The following is a 20692-nucleotide window of genomic DNA, read 5'->3' on the forward strand; positions in this document are numbered from 1 at the left end:
TACGGGCCGGGGTGCGCCATGCGCCCCATCAAAACGGACAGGGACCTGCCCTGCCCGCCCGAGTCAATTGTTATACAGATCGATGATGGCGCTGACCGCCTGCGACTTGACCTTGCTGGCGTCGTTGCGCGCCTGCTCGATCTTGTCCAGGTAGGCCTCGTCGACGTCGCCGGTGACGTACTTGCCGTCGAACACCGCGCAGTCGAAGTTGTCGATCTTGATCTTCTTGCTGCCGCTGACCGCCTCGATCAGGTCCGGCAGGTCCTGATAGACCAGCCAGTCGGCACCGATCAGCTCGCAGACCTCCTCGGTGCTGCGGCCGTGGGCGATCAGCTCGTGGGCGCTGGGCATATCGATGCCGTACACGTTCGGATAACGCACCGCCGGCGCCGCCGAGCAGAAATAGACGTTCTTCGCCCCGGCTTCACGGGCCATCTGGATGATCTGCTTGCAGGTGGTGCCACGGACGATGGAGTCGTCCACCAGCATCACGTTCTTGCCGCGGAACTCCAGCTCGATGGCGTTGAGCTTCTGCCGCACGGATTTCTTGCGCGCCGCCTGGCCGGGCATGATGAAGGTACGACCGATGTAGCGGTTCTTGACGAAGCCTTCGCGGAACTTCACGCCCAGGCGGTTGGCCAGTTCCAGGGCGGCGGTGCGGCTGGTGTCGGGAATCGGGATGACCACGTCGATGTCGTGCTGCGGACGCTCGCGGAGGATCTTGTCGGCCAGCTTCTCGCCCATGCGCAGGCGCGCCTTGTACACCGAGATGCCATCCATGATCGAATCCGGGCGCGCCAGGTAGACGTGCTCGAAGATGCACGGCGCGTATTTCGGGCTCTGCGCGCACTGCCGGGTGAACAGCTTGCCTTCCTCGGTGATGTACACCGCCTCGCCCGGCGCCAGGTCGCGGATCAGGGTGAAGCCAAGCACGTCCAGCGACACGCTCTCGGAAGCGATCATGTATTCGACGCCTTCGTCGGTGTGACGCTGACCGAAGACGATCGGACGAATGCCGTTGGGGTCGCGGAAACCGACGATGCCGTAACCGGTGATCATCGCCACCACCGCATAGCCGCCCAGGCAGCGCTCGTGCACGTGACTGACCGCGGCGAACACGTCTTCCTCGGTCGGCTGCAGCTTGCCGCGCTGGGCCAGCTCGTGGGCGAACACGTTGAGCAGCACTTCCGAGTCGGAGTTGGTGTTCACGTGGCGCAGGTCGGACTCGTAGATTTCCTTGGCCAACTGCTCGACGTTGGTCAGGTTGCCGTTGTGCGCCAGGGTGATGCCGTAGGGCGAGTTGACGTAGAACGGCTGCGCCTCGGCCGAACTGGAGCTGCCGGCGGTGGGGTAGCGCACGTGGCCGATGCCCATGTGGCCGACCAGGCGCTGCATGTGGCGCTGCTGGAACACGTCGCGCACCAGGCCGTTGTCCTTGCGCAGGAACAGCCGGCCATCATGGCTGGTGACGATGCCGGCAGCGTCCTGGCCGCGATGCTGAAGGACGGTGAGCGCGTCATACAGCGCCTGATTGACGTTCGACTTGCCGACGATACCGACGATGCCACACATGTGCCACGACCCCTGCTAGATAGTTCAGGCTAACTTCAGCGCCTGCCACGGCGGTTTGGGCCAGGGCAGGCGCTCTTTTAAGGCGGATCAGCTGGGTGAGCCGATGCCACCGGAAAACCACTGACCGGACCACCCCAGAATGAGGTTCTTCGACCAGTCGGCGACCATCAGAAAATGCGGCACCAGTTGCGACTGCTGCCACCACGTATCCTGCTCCACCGGCGCCAGGCTGATCAGCCCGACCAGCAGCACCACCAACAGACCGCCGCGGGCGGCGCCGAACACCATGCCGAGGAAACGGTCGGTGCCGGACAAGCCGGTCACGCGGATCAGCTCGCCGATGAGGAAATTGACCAGAGCGCCGACCAGCAAGGTGGCGACGAACAGAATGGCACAGGCGGCGATCACCCGCGCGGACGGGGTTTCGATGAACTCGACGAGGTGCTGGGCCAGCGCGCCGCCGAACATCCAGGCGACTATGCCCGCGATGATCCAGGTCAGCAGCGACAGGGCTTCCTTGACGAAGCCACGCTTGAGGCTGATCAAACTCGAGACGGCGATGACGGCGATGATCGCCCAATCGACCCAGGTGAATACCACGGCGCGGCCTACCAGCGGAAAAGGCGGAGCATTTTAGCAGAGCCCGGCGCATCGGGTAACCGGGCGTTGCAAAGTCCTGTTCTCAACCGGCCTCGGGCTGGAAACGCACGACGAAACCGCTGAGCTTGTGCTGGCGATTGAGCTGGTCGCGCAGACGCTCGGCCTCGGCGCGCTCGATCAGCGGGCCGACGAACACCCGGTTCATGCCGTCGAAGGTGCGGATATAGGCGTTGTAGCCCTGGCTGCGCAGGGTCTTCTGCAGGTTTTCCGCGCCGCTGCGGCTGGACAGGCTGGCCAGCTGCACCGACCAGCTGATCGGCAGACTGTTGGCGTCCAGGCGACTGGCGGGCTTGGTCGGCGCGCTGGCGAGCGTCTCGGCCTTGGCCGCTTCGGGCTGGCTCGGCGCCGGGGCTGGTGCTGCTGGTGCCGGCTGCACCTCGGGCTGCGCCGGCGTCTCCAGCGGTTGCGACGGCGCCTCCTCGGGCGGAATCGGCTCCTGCGGCAGGGCTTCGGGTTCGACCACCTCGGCCGGCTGCACGACGATTTCCGCCATCGCCGGCGCCTGCGGCATCGCCGGCGCATCCACCACCACGCGGCGCATCTCGTCCTCGCGCGACAGCAGCATCGGCAGGAAAATCACCGCCAGCGCCACCAGCACCAGCGCGCCGACCATACGCTGCTTGAGTCCCTTGTCCAGCAATGCCATCCCCCTACTCCCCTTTCAAGCTGGGCGGGCCAGCCAGTCCAGGGCCTCGGCCACGCAGAAAAACGATCCGAACAGCAGAATCTCGTCGCCGGGCGCCGCCTGCTCGCACTGGGCCTCCAGCGCGGCGCGCACGTCCGCGTGCAGCGTCACCGCCGCCCCGCGGGCCTGCAACTGCGCGGCCAGCTCGGCGGCCGGGCGCGAACGCGGCGTAGCCAGCGGTGCCACGGCCCAGCCGGCAACCTGATCGAGCAGCGGCGCCACCACCCCGGGCAGGTCCTTGTCGGCCAACAGACCGAACACCGCCCAACGGCGCCCACTCGGCGGCCGGGCTTGCAGACGCTGCGCCAGGTACTCGGCGGCATGGGGATTATGCCCAACATCGAGCAACAGTGTGAGTGACTTGCCTCGCCAATCCAGCGTGCGCCGGTCCAGACGCCCGGCAACCCGCGTCGCCGCCAGCGCCTGGGCGATCTGCGCGGCGTCCCAGGGCAGTTCCAGCAAGGCATAGGCCTGCAGCGCCAGGGCGGCATTTTCCATCGGCAGATCGAGCAGCGGCAGTTGCTCCAGGCGCAGCACCTGCCCACGCGCATCGAGGCCGTACCAGGACCAGGCCTGCGCGCCGATACTCAGGTCGTAATCGCGGCCGCGCAGAAACAGCGGCGCATCCAGCCGCGCCACCTGATCGAGCAGCGGCTGCGGCGGATCGAGATCGCCGCACAGCGCGGGCTTGCCGGCGCGCAGGATGCCGGCCTTCTCGAAGGCCACCGACTCGCGCGTGTCGCCCAGCCAGTCGGCATGATCCAGGCCGATGCTGGTGACCAGCGCCAGGTCGGCGTCGACCAGGTTCACCGCATCCAGCCGGCCGCCCAGCCCCACCTCCAGCACCACGGCATCCAGCGCCGCGCGCTCGAACAGCCAGAAGGCCGCCAGGGTGCCCATTTCGAAATAGGTCAGGGAGGTCTCGCCGCGCGCCGCCTCGACCGCGGCGAAGGCCTGGCACAGCTCGGCATCGCTGGCCTCGCGGCCATCGATGACCACCCGCTCGTTATAACGCAGCAGATGCGGCGAGCTGTAGACGCCGACCCGGCGCCCCTGCGCGCGCAGCAGGCTGGCGACAAAGGCGCAGGTCGAGCCCTTGCCGTTGGTGCCGGTCACCGTGATCACCAGCGGCGCCGGCTTGCCCAGGCCGAGGCGCTGTGCCACCCCGCGCGAGCGCTCCAGGCCCATGTCGATGGCCGAGGGATGCAGCTGCTCGAGGTAGGCGAGCCAGTCGCCCAGGCTGCGCTCGGTCATGCCGTGGCCGGCAGGGCAACCGGAGAGGGGCGATTCATCAGTTGCGCGAGCAGGCGCGCCAGACGCGGACGCAGCTCGTTACGCGAAATGATCATGTCGATGGCGCCGTGCTCGATGAGGAACTCGCTGCGCTGGAAGCCTTCCGGCAGCTTCTCGCGCACGGTCTGCTCGATCACCCGCGGGCCGGCGAAGCCGATCAGCGCCTTGGGCTCGGCCACGATCACGTCGCCAAGCATGGCCAGGCTGGCGGAGACACCGCCGTAGACCGGGTCGGTCAGCACGGAGACGAACGGCAGACCCTCTTCGCGCAGGCGTGCCAGGGCGGCCGAGGTCTTGGCCATCTGCATCAGCGAGATCAGCGCCTCCTGCATACGCGCACCGCCGGAAGCGGAGAAGCACACCAGCGGGCAGCGCTGCTCCAGGGCGACGTTGGCGGCCTGGACGAAACGCTCGCCGACGATGGCGCCCATGGAGCCGCCCATGAAGGAGAACTCGAAGGCGCAGACGGCGATCGGCATGCCTTCGAGGGTGCCGCGCATGGCGATCAGCGCGTCCTTCTCGCCGGTCTGCTTCTGCGCCGCAGCCAGGCGATCCTTGTACTTCTTGCTGTCGCGGAACTTCAGGCGGTCCACCGGCTCCAGCTCGGCGCCGATTTCCTCGCGGCCGTCGGCATCGAGGAACAGGTCGAGACGGGCGCGCGCGCCGATGCGCATGTGGTGGTTGCACTTGGGGCAGACGTCGAGAGTCTTTTCCAGTTCGGGACGATAGAGCACGGCTTCGCAGGACGGACATTTGTGCCACAGCCCCTCGGGCACCGAGCTCTTTTTCACCTCGGAACGCATGATCGAGGGGATGAGTTTGTCTACCAACCAGTTGCTCATGCTGTCATTTCTCCATAACCGTTGGTTCGGGTGGGGCGGCTCACCTGTGGGCGCCCACCGCCAGCAATTCGTTTCCACCGCCGTTGGCGGCGTGACAGGCTAATGGACGGCCGCGCCTCAGGCGTCGTCACATCCGGCGTCGCGCACTGCCTGCACGAACGCGCGAATCTTGCCTGCATCCTTTATGCCTTTGCTCGCCTCGACGCCGCCGCTGACGTCCACCGCATAGGGTCGCACCTGGCGGATCGCCGCCGCCACGTTATCCGCCTCAAGGCCGCCGGCGAGGATGATCGACTTGGCGGCCTGGCGCGGTACCAGTGCCCAGTCGAAGGTGGCACCGGTGCCGCCGGGCACGCCCTCGACGAAGGTGTCCAGCAGGATGCCGCGCGCACCGGCATAGGGCGCCATCGCCGCCGCCACGTCCTCGCCGGGGCGCACGCGCAGGGCCTTGATGTAGGGACGACCATGCCCCTCGCAGTCGACCGGAGACTCGTCGCCGTGAAACTGCAGCAGATCCAGCGGCAGGCGCTGCAACAACGTCTGCAATTCGGCGCGCGGCATATCGACGAACAGGCCGACGCTGGTCACGAAAGGCGGCAGCGTCTGCAGGATCGCAGCCGCCTGCTCGACGCTGACCGCCCGCGGGCTTTTCGCATAGAACACCAGGCCGATGGCATCGGCCCCTGCCGCCACCGCCGCCAGGGCGTCCTCGATGCGGGTGATGCCGCAGATCTTGCTGCGCACGACTGACACGGGCGTACTCCCCTGCTGCAAAGCGCTGGATGGTAGCAAAGGCCTAGACCTGCCGCACGTCCGCCAGCGCGGACAGGAAATGCGGGCCGAGGTAGCGCTGCGGCAACTCGAACTCGTCCGGATACTCCACCTGCACCAGGTACAGGCCGTAGGGGTGCGCGGTCACCCCGCCAGTGCGGCGCTCGCCGCGCTCCAGCACCTCGCGCGTCCAGTCCACCGGGCGCTCGCCGGCGCCGATGGCCATCAGCACGCCGGCAATATTGCGCACCATGTGATGCAGGAAGGCGTTGGCGCGGATATCCAGCACGATAAAGCGGCCATGCTCGATGACCTGCAGGTGATGCACCGTCTTGATCGGCGATTTGGCCTGGCAGCGGCCGGCGCGGAAGGCACTGAAGTCATGAGTGCCGACCAGGGCGAGCGCGGCCTCCTGCATGCGCCGAACATCCAGCGGACGGTGATTCCAGGTGACCTCTTCGGCCAGGTGCGCCGGACGAATCGGATCGTTGTAGATCACATAGCGATAGCGCCGCGCCATGGCCGAGAAGCGCGCATGGAAGTGCGCCGGCATCACCCTGGCCCAGGTCACGCTGATGTCACTGGGCAGATTCATGTTGGCGCCCATGATCCAGGCATGCAGCGAACGTTCGACACGCGTATCGAAGTGCACCACCTGACCGCTGGCGTGCACCGAAGCGTCGGTACGCCCGGCGCACAGGATGCTCACTTCAGCACCGCCTGCGACCTTGGACAGTGCGGTCTCCAAGCTACCCTGGATCGACGGCACGTTACCGCCCTGGCGCTGGAAACCGCGATAACGCGCACCCTTGTACTCGAGACCGAGGGCGATTCTGGAAAAGCCAGCGGCCGCCATTTCGGCGGCCGCGACAGGTACTGCATCAGACATGGAATCCATCAAACCAGCTTGGCAATCATCTCACGGGCTTCCTGTTGCTGGGTCTCGCTGCCCTCGGCGACCACTTCGTCGAGAATGTCGCGAGCGCCTTCGGTGTCGCCCATGTCGATATAGGCGCGCGCCAGATCCAGCTTGGTCGCGGTTTCGTCGGTGCCGGAGAGGAAGTCGAAGTCATCGTCGCCATCCAGCTCGCCGGCCAGGTTGTCGACCGGCTGCAGCAGCTCCTGCTCCGGCTGTTCCAGGCTACCGGCCAACTGATCCAGTTCGGCGGTCACCTCATCCAGTTGCGCGGCGAAGCTGTCGGCCTCGACCTCGGGCTGCGCCTGCGGCTCCTCGCCGAGGGACAGATCGAAATCCGCCGGCAGTTCGAGATCGGCGGCCGCGCTGTCTTCCGGCAGATCCAGGCTCAGATCGGCCAGCTCGTCGGCGGGCTGGGCAGCTGCCGGCGCGCTGTCTTCGTCGAGACTGAGGAGGAAATCGTCGGCCTCGTCGGCAGCAGCAGGAACGGACTCGTCCAGTTCCAGACTGAACTCGCCGAGGTCGTCGCCAGGCTGGGACAGCTCGACCTTGTCGTCGTCCAGGGCCAGATCGAAGTCCAGATCGTCGCTGGCCGCTGCCGTCGCCGGCTCGTCGACCAGACCGAAGTCCAGATCGTCATCCAGCGACAGGCTGTCGGCCTCGCCCTGCGCGGCCTGCATGTCGCGATCCAAGTCCGCCTCCAGTTCGTCCAGGCTCAGATCGAAGGCGTCGTCCAGATCGCCGCCGGCGGCAGCCGGCGCCTCGCTGCTCGGCTCGTCGAGGCTCAGGTCGTCGAGACTGAAGTCGCCCAGGTCGTCGGCGGCGCTCGCCGCGGCAACGCTGCCGGCGCCGACGAAGGCGGCCATGGCCGGGTACTTGGCCTTCAGCTGTTCGGCCTCGGCATTGACGCCGCCGATCTCGCGCAGTTCGTTGTCCTGACGGGCGAAACCTTCGCGGTCGCCCAGCTCGGCATAGACCTCCATCAGCTTCAGACGCAGGTCGCTGCGCTGCGGCTCGTCGTTGATGGCGTTCTGCAGCAACTCGGCGGCCTGGTTGAAGCGGCCGTAGGCGATATAGATATCGGCTTCGCCCAGGGCATCGCCGGTTTGCGCGGTCACCCGTTCTTCGCCGGCTGCGGCCGGCGCAGCCGGCTTGGCCTCGTCGCCGAGACCGGCGAAGTTATCTTCCGGCATGTCGAGGTCGACGGCGAAGCTGTCGTCCTGCGCCATTTCGTCGGCCAGCTCTTCGTGCAGTTCGGCTTCCTTCATCGCGTTGCGCCGCGACAGCGCCATCAGACCGACCAACAGCAGCAGCAATGCGCCGCCACCGGCCAGGCCCAGGGTCATGGGGTTGGCCAGTAGGTCGTCGATAAAGCTTTGCGGGGCCGGCGCCGGAGTCGGCGCAGGAGCGGCAGGCTTGGCTGGTTTGGCCGCTTCCGGCTTGGCCGGCTTAGCCGGTTCGACCGCCTTGGCCGGGGCAGCCGGTGCAACGACAGCAGCCGGCTCACTGGCCGGCTGTTCGGGTGCCGCGGCGGCGCTGTCTTCGACAGGCGCTGCCGGCTCCTCGTTGTAGTTGTAGTCGGGGGCCGCCCCCTCGGGCGGCGAAACAGGCGGGGTCGCCGCCTCCGTGGTCGGCGGCGCCGGTTCGGCAGCCGGTTTGGCCGCCTCCTCCGTTGCGACCGGCGCTGCCGGCGCGGCGGCACCTGCCGCCATATCGGCCTGCAACTTGGCCAACTGGCTGTCTTTGAGTTCGATCAGACGCTGCAGCTTGTCCAGCTGGCTCTGCAGATCGCCGACGCGGCCTTGCAGTTCGGCGTTCTCGCGCCGGGTCGAGTCGAGGCTCTCCTGGGTCACGGCCAGCTTGTCGGTCAGCGCCTTGCTGTCGGCCGAACCGCTGTCGCTGCCGCTGGTGGCCTTGCCGGCCTCGGCCGCCACCAGTTTCAGGCTATCGCCGCTTTGTGCGGTCGCCGGCGCTGCGCCGGCAGTGGTGCGGCGGGTGGCATCCAGCTGACGCGAGGCGACGGCGCGCCCTTCGCGCCAGGCGGCGTTCTGTTCGGCGACCTGAGCCACGGCCTCGGCACTGCTGCGGCTGCGGATCTGCTGCTGATCGGGCAGACGCAGTACCTGGCCGCTCTTCATGCGGTTGATATTGCCGCCGATAAAGGCGTCCGGATTGAGGTCCTGGATGGCCAGCATGGTCTGATTGACCGAGCCGCCGCCCACGCGCTGGGCGATTTCCCACAGGGTGTCGTTGGCGGTGGTCTTGTATTCGTTGCCGGAAATGGCCCGCGAGGCCGGCGCCGGCGCAGCCGGACGCGGAGCCGGTGCCGGCGCGGCACTGACGGGCGCCGGCGCAACGGCGGGACGCGGCGCCGGGGCAGGCGCGGCGATCGGCAGTTGCGGCGCGGCAGCCACCGCGGTTTGCGGGGAGTACAGCGGCGGGTCGAGCAGCAGGGTGTATTCGCGCAGCAACCGACCATTCGGCCAGAGCACTTCCACCAGGAAGTTCAGATAAGGTTCGCGCACCGCCTTGCTCGAAGTGACGCGAATCACACTCTTGCCATTGGGCTTGAGTACCGGGGTGAACTTCAGGTCGGTGAGAAAGTACTGGCGATCGACACCGGCCTTGACGAACTCTTCGGGGGACGCCAGGTTGGGAATCACCTCGTTGGAGGCCAGGTCGCGCACCTCCAGCAATTCAATTTCCGCTACCAGCGGCTGATTCAGCGAGGACTGCAGGGTAACTTCACCCAACCCCAGCGCATGCGCCATACCGGAAGACAGGGCCGAAGCCGCTGCAATTGCCAGCACTAGTTTGCGAACCCGAACCATAGCGTTATCCCTTGTTTTATCTTTTTTCTCGGCATGCGAGAGGGTCTTGATAACTGCTGCCTGCATCCGCCCCAGGAGCGGCTCCCCATTCAGCAATCAACTCAGCCAGTATTGCCAAGCTAGAAAGATTCTTCAAATTTCTAGGTAAGTATCTTTTACAGATAGTGTTTTATCAATAACTCGGCTATTTGCACAGCATTCAGGGCGGCGCCTTTTCTCACGTTATCAGACGCAATCCACAAATTGAGTTGCCGCGGATCGCTGACGCCGCTGCGCACGCGCCCGACATAGACCCGATCCTGGCCAACCGCATCGCCCACCGCCGTCGGATAATCGCCCGCCGCCACCAGTTCGATCCCCGGCGCCGCTTCCAGCAAGCGCGACACGGCGGCCGCATCCACCGCGCCATCGACCTGCACGCCGAGCGTCAGGCTGTCGCCGAAGAATACCGGCGCCAGGACGCAGGTCGCCGATACCGGCAGATCCGGCACGCCGAGCAACTGCTGCAGCTCGCTCGCCAGGCGCTTCTCCAGTTCGGCATGGCCCTGCTCGTCCAGCGCACCGACCTGCGCCAGCAGGTTGAACGCGACCTGTCGATCCAGGCCCTTGGGTTCCAGCGGGCGGCCATTGAGCAACTCGGCGGTCTGCCGCGCCAACTCCTGCACCCCGCCGCGACCGAGAGTGGACACTGACAGCATGGCGGTCAACTGCACCTGGCGCGGTTGCAGCAACGGGCGTAGCGCCGTCAGCACCAGCGCGGTCGCCACCGCGCACGGCGTCGGCGAACTGAGCAACCAGGGTGTCTGCCGCGCCGGCAAGCCGTCCAGGCCGGCTTCGGGTAGCACGCAAGGCGCCTGACTCAGCGGCAAGGCGGCGCTCAGGTCGATCAGCGAGCAGCCCGCGGCCAACACCCGCTCGTGCTGGGCACGCGTGACATCGGCGCCGGCGGCGAAGAAGGCCAGCTGCACCTGGGCGAAATCGAAGGCATCGAGCGACCTGACCCGCACCTGGCGTCCGCGAAAGGACAGGCTCTGCCCGGCCGACTCGCTGCTGGCCAGCAGGTGCAGATCCTTGACCGGAAAATCGCGCTCTTCGAGCAGTTCGACCAACGCCTCGCCGATGCTACCGGTGGCGCCGACCAGGGCGATATTGAAGGACTGGCTCATGGGATGGACCTGCGACACGGGAGGAGCCGCACTGTAACCGCGCCCTCTCGCCCAGGCAATCGGCCGCACCCCGCCGGCCCGCAGACATGCGCCGCAGAGCAAGTGCGCCAAAAGCAAAAAGCCCCGCTGCCGAGGCAGCGGGGCTTTTCAGGCTGTTTTGCAGCGTGCAGCCGGCGCGGCTTTAGCGCTCCAGCAGGATGCGCAGCATGCGCCGCAGCGGCTCGGCCGCGCCCCACAACAGCTGGTCGCCGACGGTGAAGGCGCCGAGGTACTGCGAGCCCATGTTGAGCTTGCGCAGACGACCGACCGGCACGCTCAGGGTACCGGTGACCGCGGTCGGGCCGAGGTCGCGAATGCTGGCTTCGCGGCTGTTCGGTACCAGCTTGACCCAGGGGTTGTGCTGGCTGATCAGGCCTTCGATGTCGCCCATCGGCACATCTTTGTTCAGCTTGATGGTCAGCGCCTGGCTGTGGCAGCGCATGGCGCCGATGCGCACGCAGATGCCGTCGACCGGGATCGGGTTCTTGAAGCGGCCGAGAATCTTGTTGGTTTCGGCCTGGGCCTTCCACTCTTCGCGGCTCTGGCCGTTGGGCAGTTCCTTGTCGATATAGGGGATCAGGCTGCCGGCCAGCGGCACGCCGAAGTTGTCCACCGGGAAGGCGTCGCCGCGCATGGCCTCGGCCACCTTGCGGTCGATGTCGAGGATGGCGCTGGCCGGGTCGGCCAGTTCATCGGCGACGGCGCCGTTGATCGCGCCCATCTGCTTGATCAGCTCGCGCATGTTCTGCGCCCCTGCTCCGCTCGCCGCCTGGTAGGTCATGGCGCTCATCCACTCGACCAGGCCGGCCTCATACAGGCCGCCCAGGGCCATCAGCATCAGGCTGACGGTGCAGTTGCCGCCGATATAGTTCTTGCTGCCGGCGTCCAGCGCCTGGTCGATCACCTTGCGGTTGACCGGATCGAGCACGATCACCGCGCTGTCGTCCATGCGCAGGCTGGAAGCCGCGTCGATCCAGTAGCCCTGCCAGCCGGCTTCGCGCAGCTTGGGGAAGACTTCGTTGGTGTAGTCGCCGCCCTGGCAGGTCAGGATCACGTCCAGGCCCTTCAGGTCGTCGATGCTGTAGGCGTCCTTCAGCGGGGCAATGTCCTTGCCAATGGCCGGGCCCTGGCCGCCGACATTGGAGGTGGTGAAGAACACCGGCTCGATCAGGTCGAAGTCCCGCTCTTCCAGCATGCGCTGCATGAGCACGGAACCGACCATGCCACGCCAACCGATCAGACCTACACGTTTCATAACGACTACACCTATATAAGCAGCCCGCCGGAACCACCCCGGCGGGACTGGAAGATTACAGACTACGCAACGCTTCGACTACCGCATCACCCATGGCCGAGGTACCGACGCGGGTTGTGCCTTCGGACCAGATATCGCCGGTACGCAGGCCCTGATCCAGCACCAGGCTCACGGCTTTCTCGATGGCATCGGCGGCAGCGACCTGGCCGAAGCTGTAACGCAGCATCATCGAGACCGAGAGAATGGTCGCCAGCGGGTTGGCGATGCCCTTGCCGGCGATGTCCGGCGCGGAGCCGTGGCACGGCTCGTACATGCCCTTGTTGTTGGAATCCAGGGAGGCCGACGGCAGCATGCCGATGGAGCCGGTGAGCATCGAAGCCTCATCGGACAAAATGTCACCAAACATGTTGTCGGTGACCATCACGTCGAACTGCTTGGGCGCACGCACCAACTGCATGGCGGCGTTGTCCACGTACATGTGGCTCAGCTCGACCTGCGGATAATCCTTGGCCACTTCCTCGACCACCGCGCGCCACAGCTGGCTGGAGGCCAGCACGTTGGCCTTGTCCACCGAGCAGAGCTTCTTGTTACGCACCATGGCCATGTCGAAGCCGACCTTGGCGATGCGACGGATCTCGCTCTCGCTGTACGGCAGGGTGTCGTAAGCCATGCGCTCGCCGTTTTCCAGCACCTTGCTCTCGCGCGGCTGGCCGAAGTAGATGCCGCCGGTCAGCTCACGGACGATAAGGATATCCAACCCCGCCACAACCTCAGGCTTAAGGCTGGAAGCCTCGGCCAGTTGCGGATAGAGGATGGCCGGACGCAGATTGCCGAACAGGCCCAGTTGCGAACGGATCTTCAGCAGGCCGCGCTCGGGGCGGATGGCCGGGTCGATGGCGTCCCACTTCGGCCCGCCGACGGCGCCGAGCAGCACGGCATCGGCGGCGCGGGCACGCGCCAGGGTCTCGTCGGCCAGCGGCACGCCGTAACGGTCGATGGCGGCGCCGCCCAGATCATCGAAGCTCAGCTCGAAGCCGAGGGCGTACTTGTCGTTGGCCAGGTTCAGCACCTTGACCGCCTCGGCCATGATTTCCGGGCCAATGCCGTCGCCAGGGAGAACCAGAATCTGTTTCATAAAATTTCCTTCGGAAATAGCTACAAGCTTCAAGCTGCAAGCCACAAGCAAAAGCCGCTTTAACTTGCAGCTTGAAGCTTGCGGCTTGCAGCTCCTGTCATTTGATCGCGCCGAACAGCCAGGGGCTGCTCTGCTGATAACCGACCTCGAACGCCTTGATCGCCTCCTGATCCTGCAGGGTCAGGCCGATGTCGTCGAGACCGTTGAGCAGGCAGTGCTTGCGAAAGGCATCGACCTCGAAGGCGTACTGCACGCCATCGGGGCGGGTCACGGTCTGCGCAGCCAGATCGACGGTCAGCTGGTAGCCCTCGCTGGCTTCGCACTGCTGGAACAGCGCATCGACCTCTTCATCCTTGAGGATGATCGGCAGCAGGCCGTTCTTGAAGCTGTTGTTGAAGAAGATATCGGCGAAGCTCGGCGCGATCACGGTGCGGAAGCCGTACTCGTCCAGCGCCCAGGGCGCATGCTCGCGGGAGGAACCGCAGCCGAAGTTCTCGCGGGCCAGCAGCACGCTGGCACCCTGGTAGCGCGGAAAATTCAGCACGAAGTCCTGGTTGATCGGACGCTGGGAGCAATCCTGGTTCGGCTGGCCGACATCCAGGTAGCGCCACTCGTCGAACAGGTTGGGGCCGAAGCCGGTGCGCTTGATCGACTTCAAGAACTGCTTGGGGATGATCTGATCGGTGTCGACGTTGGCACGATCCAAAGGAGCGACCAGGCCGGTGTGTTGGGTAAAAGCTTTCATGGTCTGAGTCCTTAGGCCTGGATCAATTCGCGCACGTCGATGAAGCGGCCGGTCACCGCGGCGGCGGCGGCCATGGCCGGGCTGACCAAGTGGGTACGCCCACCGGCGCCCTGGCGGCCCTCGAAGTTGCGGTTGGAGGTGGAGGCGCAATGCTCGCCGCTGCCCAGCTTGTCCGGATTCATCGCCAGGCACATGGAGCAGCCCGGCTCGCGCCATTCGAAACCGGCCTCGATAAAGATCTTGTCCAGCCCCTCGGCCTCGGCCTGTGCCTTGACCAGGCCGGAGCCCGGCACCACCAGCGCCTGCTTGACGGTGGCGGCGACCTTGCGGCCCTTGGCCACCTCGGCGGCGGCACGCAGGTCTTCGATGCGCGAGTTGGTGCAGGAGCCGATGAATACGCGATCGAGCTGGATATCGGTGATCGCCTGGTTGGCAGTCAGGCCCATATATTTCAGGGCGCGGGTGATCGAGTCCTTCTTCACCGGATCGGCCTCGACGGCCGGGTCCGGCACCTTCTGATCCACGGCCAGGACCATTTCCGGCGAAGTGCCCCAGGATACCTGCGGCTTGATCTCTTCCGCGCGCAGCTCGACCAGGGTATCGAACACCGCGTCGGCGTCGGAGACCAGGGTTCGCCACTGCGCCACCGCCTTGTCCCAGTCGGCACCCTTGGGTGCGAACGGGCGACCCTCGACGTAGGCGATGGTCTTCTCGTCCACCGCCACCAGGCCGACGCGGGCACCGGCTTCGATGGACATGTTGCAGATGGTCATGCGCCCTTCCAGGGACAGGTCGCGGATCGCGCTGCCGGCGAACTCCAGGGCATGGCCGTTGCCGCCGGCGGTGCCGATCTTGCCGATCACGGCGAGGACGATGTCCTTGGCGGTGACGCCGAACGGCAGCTTGCCTTCGACGCGCACCTGCATGTTCTTCATCTTCTTGGCCACCAGGCACTGGGTGGCGAGCACGTGCTCGACCTCGGAGGTGCCGATGCCGTGGGCCAGCGCGCCGAAAGCGCCGTGGGTGGAGGTGTGCGAGTCGCCGCAGACCACGGTCATGCCGGGCAATGTGGCGCCCTGCTCCGGGCCGACCACGTGGACGATGCCCTGACGCACGTCGTTCATCTTGAACTCGAGGATGCCGAAGTCGTCGCAGTTCTCGTCCAGGGTCTGCACCTGGATGCGCGAGACTTCGTCGGCGATGGCTTCGAGGCCGCCCTGGCGCTCGGCCTGGGTGGTCGGCACGTTGTGATCCGGGGTGGCGATGTTGGCGTCGATGCGCCACGGCTTGCGCCCGGCCAGGCGCAGGCCCTCGAAGGCCTGTGGCGAGGTCACTTCGTGGAGAATATGACGGTCGATGTAGATCAAGGAAGAGCCGTCGTCGCGGCGCTTGACCTCGTGCATTTCCCAGAGCTTGTCGTAGAGCGTTTTGCCGGCCATCAGCTATCCCTCATCAGCGTCTTGCGGGCACCTCCAAAAACTACCTGCGTTGTCATCGCCGTGTTAAAAACAGGCTCGTGCGCGAGTCCGATCAGAATGCTCATTTACAGCTCGTAAACTCCGCTTCTTCGCCTGTTTGATTCGCTTGCGCTCACCCTTCGGGCCAGCCTGCGGCTGTTACTCCCGGTGGTCGTTGCGCCTTGCGCTGACTGCCTCGCCTACGTTTTTGGAGGTGCCCTTTCTATGCCCGGGCAAATGGCCCTGCGGCTTATGGGGAGAATGCTATGATCCCGGGACGAATAACTCAAATTCATATTTTTTATCCCAAGGATTCCACAAAGGAATCCACCTTAAGCCACAAGCTTCAAGCGACAAGCCGCAAGTAAAAGCACCGCGGCCACGCTTGCAGCTTGTGGCTCGTCGCTTGGAGCTGCTTCTATGGATCTGGCCAACCTCAACGCCTTTCTCGCCATCGCCGAAACCGGCAGTTTTTCCGAAGCCGGCGAGCGCCTGCACCTGACCCAGCCGGCGGTGAGCAAACGCATTGCCGGCCTCGAGCAACAGCTTGGCGTGCGCCTGTTCGACCGCCTCGGCCGCGAGATCGGCCTGACCGAGGCCGGACGCGCCCTGCTGCCGCGCGCCTACCAGATCCTCAACGTGCTGGACGACACCCGCCGCGCGCTGACCAACCTGGCCGGCGAGGTCAGCGGCCGCCTGACCCTGGCCACCAGCCACCATATCGGCCTGCACCGCCTCCCCGCCCTGCTGCGCGCCTTCACCCGCGCCCATCCGCAGGTGGCGCTGGATATCCAGTTCCTCGACTCCGAAGTGGCCTACGAGGAAATCCTCCACGGCCGCGCCGAACTGGCGGTGATCACCCTGGCCCCGGAAACCCGCGAACCGGTGCGCGCGGTGCCGGTGTGGAACGATCCGCTGGATTTCGTCGCCGCCCCCGAACACCCGCTGGCGCGCAGCGCCGCCATCGGCCTGCCCGACGTGGCGCGGCACCCGGCGGTGTTCCCCGGCGGCAACACCTTCACCCACCATATCGTGCAGCGCCTGTTCGAGGCCCAGGGCCTGACGCCGAACATCGCCATGAGCACCAACTACCTGGAGACCATCAAGATGATGGTCTCCATCGGCCTGGCCTGGAGCGTGCTGCCGCGCACCATGCTCGACGACCAGGTGGTGCCGCTGGCCCTGCCGGGCATCCAGCTGTCGCGCCAGCTCGGCTACATCCTGCACACCGAGCGCACCCTGTCGAACGCCGCGAAAGCCTTCATGGCCCTGCTCGACGCCCAGCGCGACAGCCACAGCCTTGCATAGCCGGCCAAGCTGCGGCTAACGTGGCGGCATAACGATAAGAAAGGCCCACGCATGACCCGAACGTCCGTCACGCGCCTCGCGCCCACTGGAGGATGGCCCGGCCATGGCCAGATCCACTGACCAGACCCCGCCCCTCCCGCATATCCCGGCGATGGACCCCGCCGAATTCGAACAGACCTGGCAGGACGCCCCACGCCTGCTGGCGGCGCTGAACGGCGCGCAGCTGGGCGCCTGGTTCTGGGATATCGACAGCGGCCGGGTCAACTGGTCGCGCGGCGCCCAGGCGCTGTTCGGCCTCGACCCCGCCCGCCCGCTGACCCGCAGCGTCGACTATATCGAGCTGATTCCCGAGGAAGAACGCGGCGCGGTGCTGCAGCAATTTCACGCCATCCTCGCCGGCAACGACGAGGGCCGCGCCCTGCGCCACCGCATCCGCTGGCCGGACGGCAGCCTGCACTGGCTGGAGATCAGCGGCAGCCTGTCGCGCGATGCCGACGGCCGCCGGCGCATGTTCGGCGTGATCCGCGACATCAGCTCGCAGCAGGCGCGCGCCGAGGCCCTGCGTGCCTCGGAAGAACGCTTCGCCAGCCTGTTCCGCTTGAGCCCGGACATCATGCTGCTGGTGCGCTACGACAACAGCGAGATCCTCGAGACCAACCAGCACTTCACCCACGCCTTCGGCTGGCCCGCCGCGGAGATTCTCGGCCGCAGCACCCTCGACCTCGACCTCTGGGTGCATGCCGAGCAGCGCGACCAGCTGCGCCGGCAGGCGCCGCTGAGCCGCGAGCCGCTGATCCAGGAAGTGCAGCTGCGCACCCGCGCCGGGCGCATCCTCGACGGCGTGCTGTCGAGCCAGTACATCGAGCTGCAGGGCGAACGCCTGCTGCTCTGCACCTTTCTCGACACCAGCGAACGCATGCGCGCCGAAACCGCCCTGCGCAACAGCGAGGAAAAGTTCGCCAAGGCCTTCATGCACACCCCCGACGCCGTGGCGATTACCGATCGGGCGACCGGCCGCTTTATCGAGGTCAACCCCAGCTTCGAGCAGCAGTTCGGCTGGAGCAGCGCCGAGGCGCTCGGCCGCACCTCGCTGGAGCTGGGCATCTGGGCCGACCCCGGCGACCGCCAGCGCATGCTCGACGCCCTGCAGGCCGGGCGCCTGAACAACCTCGAAGTGCGTCTGTTCAGCCGCGACGGCAGCGCCAGCATCAACCTGCTGTTCGGCGGCGAGATCGAACTGGACGGCCAGCACTGCCTGGTGCTGACGGTGCGCAACATCACCGCCCAGCGCGCCCAGGAGCTGGCCCTGCAGGAAAGCCAGGAGCGCCTCAAGCTGGCGCTGGAGTCGGCCGACCTGGGCACCTGGGACTGGCACATCCCCAGCAACCGCCTGTTCGGCAGCGCCCGCGCCGCCGCCCTGCACGGCCTCGACGCCTGCCCCTTCGACGGCGACTTTCGCGAGTTCTTCCGCTGCGTGCCGCTGGAAGACCGCCAGGCCATGCGCCTGGCCTACGTTGCCCTGCGCGAGGGGCGCAGCGCCAACTATCAGGTGACCTACCGGGTGCGCCACCCCAGCGGCGCACTGCACTACCTGGAAAGCACCGCCAAACTGCACCGCGACGCCGACGGCCAGCCGCTGCGCATGGTCGGCACCCTGGTCGACATCAGCGAGCGGGTGCTGCGCGAGCAGCGCCTGCGCGCCTCCGAGGAGAAATTCGCCAAGGCCTTCCACTCCAGCCCGGACGCCATCACCATTACCGAGCGCGACACCGCGCGCTACATCGAGGTCAACGAGGGCTTCACCCGCCTCACCGGCTACACCCCGGACGAGGTGGTCGGCCGCACCGCCTTCGAGCTGAGCGTCTGGGCCTTCCCCGAGGAACGCCTGCAGATGCTCGAACACCTGGCGCAGAACGGCCAGGTGCTGCACATGGAGATGCACGGCCAGCACCGCGACGGCGGCGTGCGCCTGGTCGAGGTCTCGGTGCAACCCATCGAACTCAACGGCGTCGCCTGCCTGCTGCTGACCGCACGCGACATCAGCGAACTGAAGCTGGCGCAGGCGCAGGTGCAGCACCTGGCCTACCACGACGCCCTGACCAACCTGCCCAATCGCGCCCTGCTGATGGACCGCCTGACCCAGCAGATCGCCCTGCTCAAGCGCCACGAACTGCGCGGCGCGCTGCTGTTCATCGACCTCGACCACTTCAAGCACATCAACGACTCGCTCGGCCACCCGGTCGGCGATGCCGTGCTGCGCCTGGTCACCGCGCGCCTGGAAGCCAGCGTGCGCCTGGAAGACACCGTCGCGCGCCTGGGCGGCGACGAGTTCGTGGTGCTGCTCTCCGGCCTGGAGGGCAAGCGCTCGGAAGTCACCCGCCAGGTGCGCCAGGTGGCGGACAAGCTGCGCCGCCTGCTGGCCGAGCCGATGCTGCTGGACGGCCACCAGCTGCAGGTCACGCCGAGCATCGGCGTCGCCCTGATTCCCGATCACGGCGACACCCCGGCCGACCTGCTCAAGCGCGCCGACATCGCCCTGTACCGCGCCAAGGACTCCGGTCGCAACACCATCCAGCTGTTTCGCAGCACCATGCAGGAGGCCGCCAGCGCCCGCCTGCGCCTGGAAAACGATCTGCGCCTGGCCCTGGCCCGCGGCGAGTTCGAGCTGCACTTCCAGCCGCAGGTCGATGCCCGCGACGGCCAGGTGGTCGGCGCCGAAGCCCTGCTGCGCTGGCAGCACCCGCAGCTCGGCGCGCAGTCGCCGGCGCAGTTCATCCAGGTGCTGGAGGAAAGCGGGCTGATCCTCGAAGTCGGCGGCTGGGTGCTGGCCGAGGCCTGCCACCTCTGCGCCCGCCTGCTGGCCGATGGCCTGATCGATGCCGAGCGCTTCAGCCTGTGCGTCAACATCAGCCCGCGGCAGTTCCGCCAGCACGACTTCGTCGAGCGCGTGGCCGGCTGCCTGCGCGACAGCCAGTTGCCCAACGCCATGCTCAAGCTGGAGATCACCGAAGGCATCGTCATCCAGAACATCGACGACACCGTGGGCAAGATGCTGCGCCTGAAGAAGCACGGCGTCAGCTTCGCCATGGACGACTTCGGCACCGGCTACAGCTCGCTGACCTACCTCAAGCGCCTGCCGGTGGACATGCTGAAGATCGACCAGTCGTTCGTCCGCGACGCCACCTTCGACCCCAACGACGCCGAGATCGTCCGCGCCATCGTCGCCATGGCCCGCAGCCTGGGCCTGGCGCTGATCGCCGAGGGCGTCGAGCAGCAGGAACAACTGGATTTCCTGCAGCGCCAGGGTTGCCACCTGTACCAGGGCTACCTGTTCAGCAAGCCGCTGCCGCAGGAAGCCTTCCGTGCCCTGCTCGGCCGAGGGCCGGCCCGACAGCCTTAGCCCGGCAGCGCTCGCGACCGACATGGCGCAGAAACGCAGAAGGCGCCCGGGTGGGCGCCTTCTTCAGCGGGGCTCGGCCGCGACTCAGCTTTCCAGCACCGGACGCTGATTGCCGATGGGGATGCGCTTGGCCTTGGCCTCTTCCGGCACGATGCGCTCCAGCTCGATGTTGAGCAGGCCGTTGACCAGGTTGGCGCCCTTGACCTCGATGTGGTCGGCCAGGCGGAAGGACAGCTTGAACGCGCGCTGGGCGATGCCCTGATACAGGTAACTGACGTTCTCCGCGCCGCGCTCGCGCTTGCCGCCACTGACGGTCAATACGCCGCGCTCGACCTGCAGCTCGAGGTCCTCGTCCTGGAAACCGGCGGCCGCGACCACGATACGGTAGTGGTCCTCGCCATGCTTCTCGACGTTGTAGGGCGGGTAGGAGCTGCCGCCGTCGTTGCTGCGCAGGGCGGACTCGAACAGATCGTTGAACCGGTCGAAACCGATGGACTGGCGGAATAGGGGGGCCAGGGACAGAACGTTGCTCATGACAATTCTCCTGAATGATTCAGCAAGGGATCACAGTGCGGAACCCGACTTCGGCATCCCGCAAGCCCTTAACTGAGGTCGCC

General features: G+C 66.5%; 16 protein-coding genes. 2 read left to right on the forward strand and 14 right to left on the reverse strand.

The window, feature by feature from the left end; translation table 11 throughout:
- Positions 1-63: 63 nt before the first annotated feature.
- The 13 genes from purF to leuC form a co-directional block, all read right to left on the reverse strand.
- On the reverse strand, positions 64-1572 hold the full coding sequence (purF, locus tag ACIGKL_RS21410) for an amidophosphoribosyltransferase (RefSeq protein ID WP_397488445.1): 1509 nt from the start codon (positions 1570-1572) through the stop codon (positions 64-66).
- Positions 1573-1659: 87 nt separating this feature from the next.
- Positions 1660-2172 carry a CvpA family protein gene (locus ACIGKL_RS21415; RefSeq protein ID WP_021444698.1) on the reverse strand — a complete coding sequence of 171 codons (513 nt, stop codon included), beginning with the start codon at positions 2170-2172 and terminating at the stop codon, positions 1660-1662.
- An 82-nt stretch (positions 2173-2254) separates the two neighbouring features.
- On the reverse strand, positions 2255-2878 hold the full coding sequence (locus ACIGKL_RS21420) for an SPOR domain-containing protein (RefSeq protein WP_397488446.1): 624 nt from the start codon (positions 2876-2878) through the stop codon (positions 2255-2257).
- Positions 2879-2893: 15 nt separating this feature from the next.
- The gene (gene folC / locus ACIGKL_RS21425) at positions 2894-4171 is read right to left on the reverse strand and encodes a bifunctional tetrahydrofolate synthase/dihydrofolate synthase (RefSeq protein WP_397488447.1); all 1278 of its coding nucleotides are present in this window, start codon (positions 4169-4171) and stop codon (positions 2894-2896) included.
- On the reverse strand, positions 4168-5052 hold the full coding sequence (gene accD, locus ACIGKL_RS21430) for an acetyl-CoA carboxylase, carboxyltransferase subunit beta (RefSeq protein WP_397488448.1): 885 nt from the start codon (positions 5050-5052) through the stop codon (positions 4168-4170). Before accD ends, folC begins: the two co-directional genes overlap by 4 nt.
- A 117-nt stretch (positions 5053-5169) precedes the next feature.
- Positions 5170-5805, reverse strand: a complete 636-nt coding sequence (locus ACIGKL_RS21435; RefSeq protein ID WP_397488449.1) for a phosphoribosylanthranilate isomerase — start codon at positions 5803-5805, stop codon at positions 5170-5172.
- Positions 5806-5848: 43 nt separating this feature from the next.
- Complete coding sequence (gene truA, locus ACIGKL_RS21440; RefSeq protein WP_397488450.1) at positions 5849-6712, reverse strand: tRNA pseudouridine(38-40) synthase TruA; 864 nt, start codon at positions 6710-6712, stop codon at positions 5849-5851.
- A gap of 8 nt (positions 6713-6720) precedes the next feature.
- Positions 6721-9570, reverse strand: coding sequence for a FimV/HubP family polar landmark protein (locus ACIGKL_RS21445; RefSeq protein ID WP_397488451.1), 2850 nt, complete (start codon positions 9568-9570; stop codon positions 6721-6723).
- A gap of 155 nt (positions 9571-9725) precedes the next feature.
- The gene (locus ACIGKL_RS21450; RefSeq protein WP_397488452.1) at positions 9726-10736 is read right to left on the reverse strand and encodes an aspartate-semialdehyde dehydrogenase; all 1011 of its coding nucleotides are present in this window, start codon (positions 10734-10736) and stop codon (positions 9726-9728) included.
- Between the two features lie 181 nt (positions 10737-10917).
- The gene (gene asd / locus ACIGKL_RS21455) at positions 10918-12030 is read right to left on the reverse strand and encodes an aspartate-semialdehyde dehydrogenase (protein ID WP_397488453.1); all 1113 of its coding nucleotides are present in this window, start codon (positions 12028-12030) and stop codon (positions 10918-10920) included.
- A 55-nt stretch (positions 12031-12085) separates the two neighbouring features.
- A complete protein-coding gene (gene leuB / locus ACIGKL_RS21460; protein WP_397488454.1) occupies positions 12086-13165 on the reverse strand; it encodes a 3-isopropylmalate dehydrogenase in 1080 nt (359 codons plus the stop codon).
- A 97-nt stretch (positions 13166-13262) separates the two neighbouring features.
- A complete protein-coding gene (gene leuD, locus ACIGKL_RS21465; protein WP_397488455.1) occupies positions 13263-13910 on the reverse strand; it encodes a 3-isopropylmalate dehydratase small subunit in 648 nt (215 codons plus the stop codon).
- Between the two features lie 11 nt (positions 13911-13921).
- The gene (gene leuC / locus ACIGKL_RS21470) at positions 13922-15349 is read right to left on the reverse strand and encodes a 3-isopropylmalate dehydratase large subunit (protein WP_397488456.1); all 1428 of its coding nucleotides are present in this window, start codon (positions 15347-15349) and stop codon (positions 13922-13924) included.
- 438 nt (positions 15350-15787) lie between these two features.
- Here leuC and ACIGKL_RS21475 point away from each other — a divergent pair, with 438 nt between their 5' ends.
- A complete protein-coding gene (locus ACIGKL_RS21475) occupies positions 15788-16675 on the forward strand; it encodes a LysR family transcriptional regulator (RefSeq protein WP_021445399.1) in 888 nt (295 codons plus the stop codon).
- 103 nt (positions 16676-16778) lie between these two features.
- Positions 16779-20075, forward strand: coding sequence for a PAS domain S-box protein (locus ACIGKL_RS21480; protein WP_397488457.1), 3297 nt, complete (start codon positions 16779-16781; stop codon positions 20073-20075).
- Positions 20076-20159: 84 nt separating this feature from the next.
- Here the strand turns inward: ACIGKL_RS21480 and ACIGKL_RS21485 are convergent, their stop codons facing one another.
- Positions 20160-20609 carry an Hsp20 family protein gene (locus ACIGKL_RS21485; RefSeq protein WP_397488459.1) on the reverse strand — a complete coding sequence of 150 codons (450 nt, stop codon included), beginning with the start codon at positions 20607-20609 and terminating at the stop codon, positions 20160-20162.
- Positions 20610-20692: the final 83 nt, after the last annotated feature.

The organism is Pseudomonas sp. NPDC077186, assembly GCF_044543505.1.
Taxonomy (GTDB): domain Bacteria; phylum Pseudomonadota; class Gammaproteobacteria; order Pseudomonadales; family Pseudomonadaceae; genus Aquipseudomonas.

Bases quoted from the DNA above. Each gene is read 5' to 3' on its own strand.
- purF (WP_397488445.1), bottom strand. From the start codon at position 1,572: ATGTGTGGCATCGTCGGTATCGTCGGCAAGTCGAACGTCAATCAGGCG.
- ACIGKL_RS21420 (WP_397488446.1), bottom strand. From the start codon at position 2,878: ATGGCATTGCTGGACAAGGGACTCAAGCAGCGTATGGTCGGCGCGCTG.
- folC (WP_397488447.1), bottom strand. From the start codon at position 4,171: ATGACCGAGCGCAGCCTGGGCGACTGGCTCGCCTACCTCGAGCAGCTG.
- accD (WP_397488448.1), bottom strand. From the start codon at position 5,052: ATGAGCAACTGGTTGGTAGACAAACTCATCCCCTCGATCATGCGTTCC.
- truA (WP_397488450.1), bottom strand. From the start codon at position 6,712: ATGTCTGATGCAGTACCTGTCGCGGCCGCCGAAATGGCGGCCGCTGGC.
- ACIGKL_RS21445 (WP_397488451.1), bottom strand. From the start codon at position 9,570: ATGGTTCGGGTTCGCAAACTAGTGCTGGCAATTGCAGCGGCTTCGGCC.
- ACIGKL_RS21450 (WP_397488452.1), bottom strand. From the start codon at position 10,736: ATGAGCCAGTCCTTCAATATCGCCCTGGTCGGCGCCACCGGTAGCATC.
- asd (WP_397488453.1), bottom strand. From the start codon at position 12,030: ATGAAACGTGTAGGTCTGATCGGTTGGCGTGGCATGGTCGGTTCCGTG.
- leuB (WP_397488454.1), bottom strand. From the start codon at position 13,165: ATGAAACAGATTCTGGTTCTCCCTGGCGACGGCATTGGCCCGGAAATC.
- leuD (WP_397488455.1), bottom strand. From the start codon at position 13,910: ATGAAAGCTTTTACCCAACACACCGGCCTGGTCGCTCCTTTGGATCGT.
- leuC (WP_397488456.1), bottom strand. From the start codon at position 15,349: ATGGCCGGCAAAACGCTCTACGACAAGCTCTGGGAAATGCACGAGGTC.
- ACIGKL_RS21475 (WP_021445399.1), top strand. From the start codon at position 15,788: ATGGATCTGGCCAACCTCAACGCCTTTCTCGCCATCGCCGAAACCGGC.
- ACIGKL_RS21480 (WP_397488457.1), top strand. From the start codon at position 16,779: ATGGCCAGATCCACTGACCAGACCCCGCCCCTCCCGCATATCCCGGCG.
- ACIGKL_RS21485 (WP_397488459.1), bottom strand. From the start codon at position 20,609: ATGAGCAACGTTCTGTCCCTGGCCCCCCTATTCCGCCAGTCCATCGGT.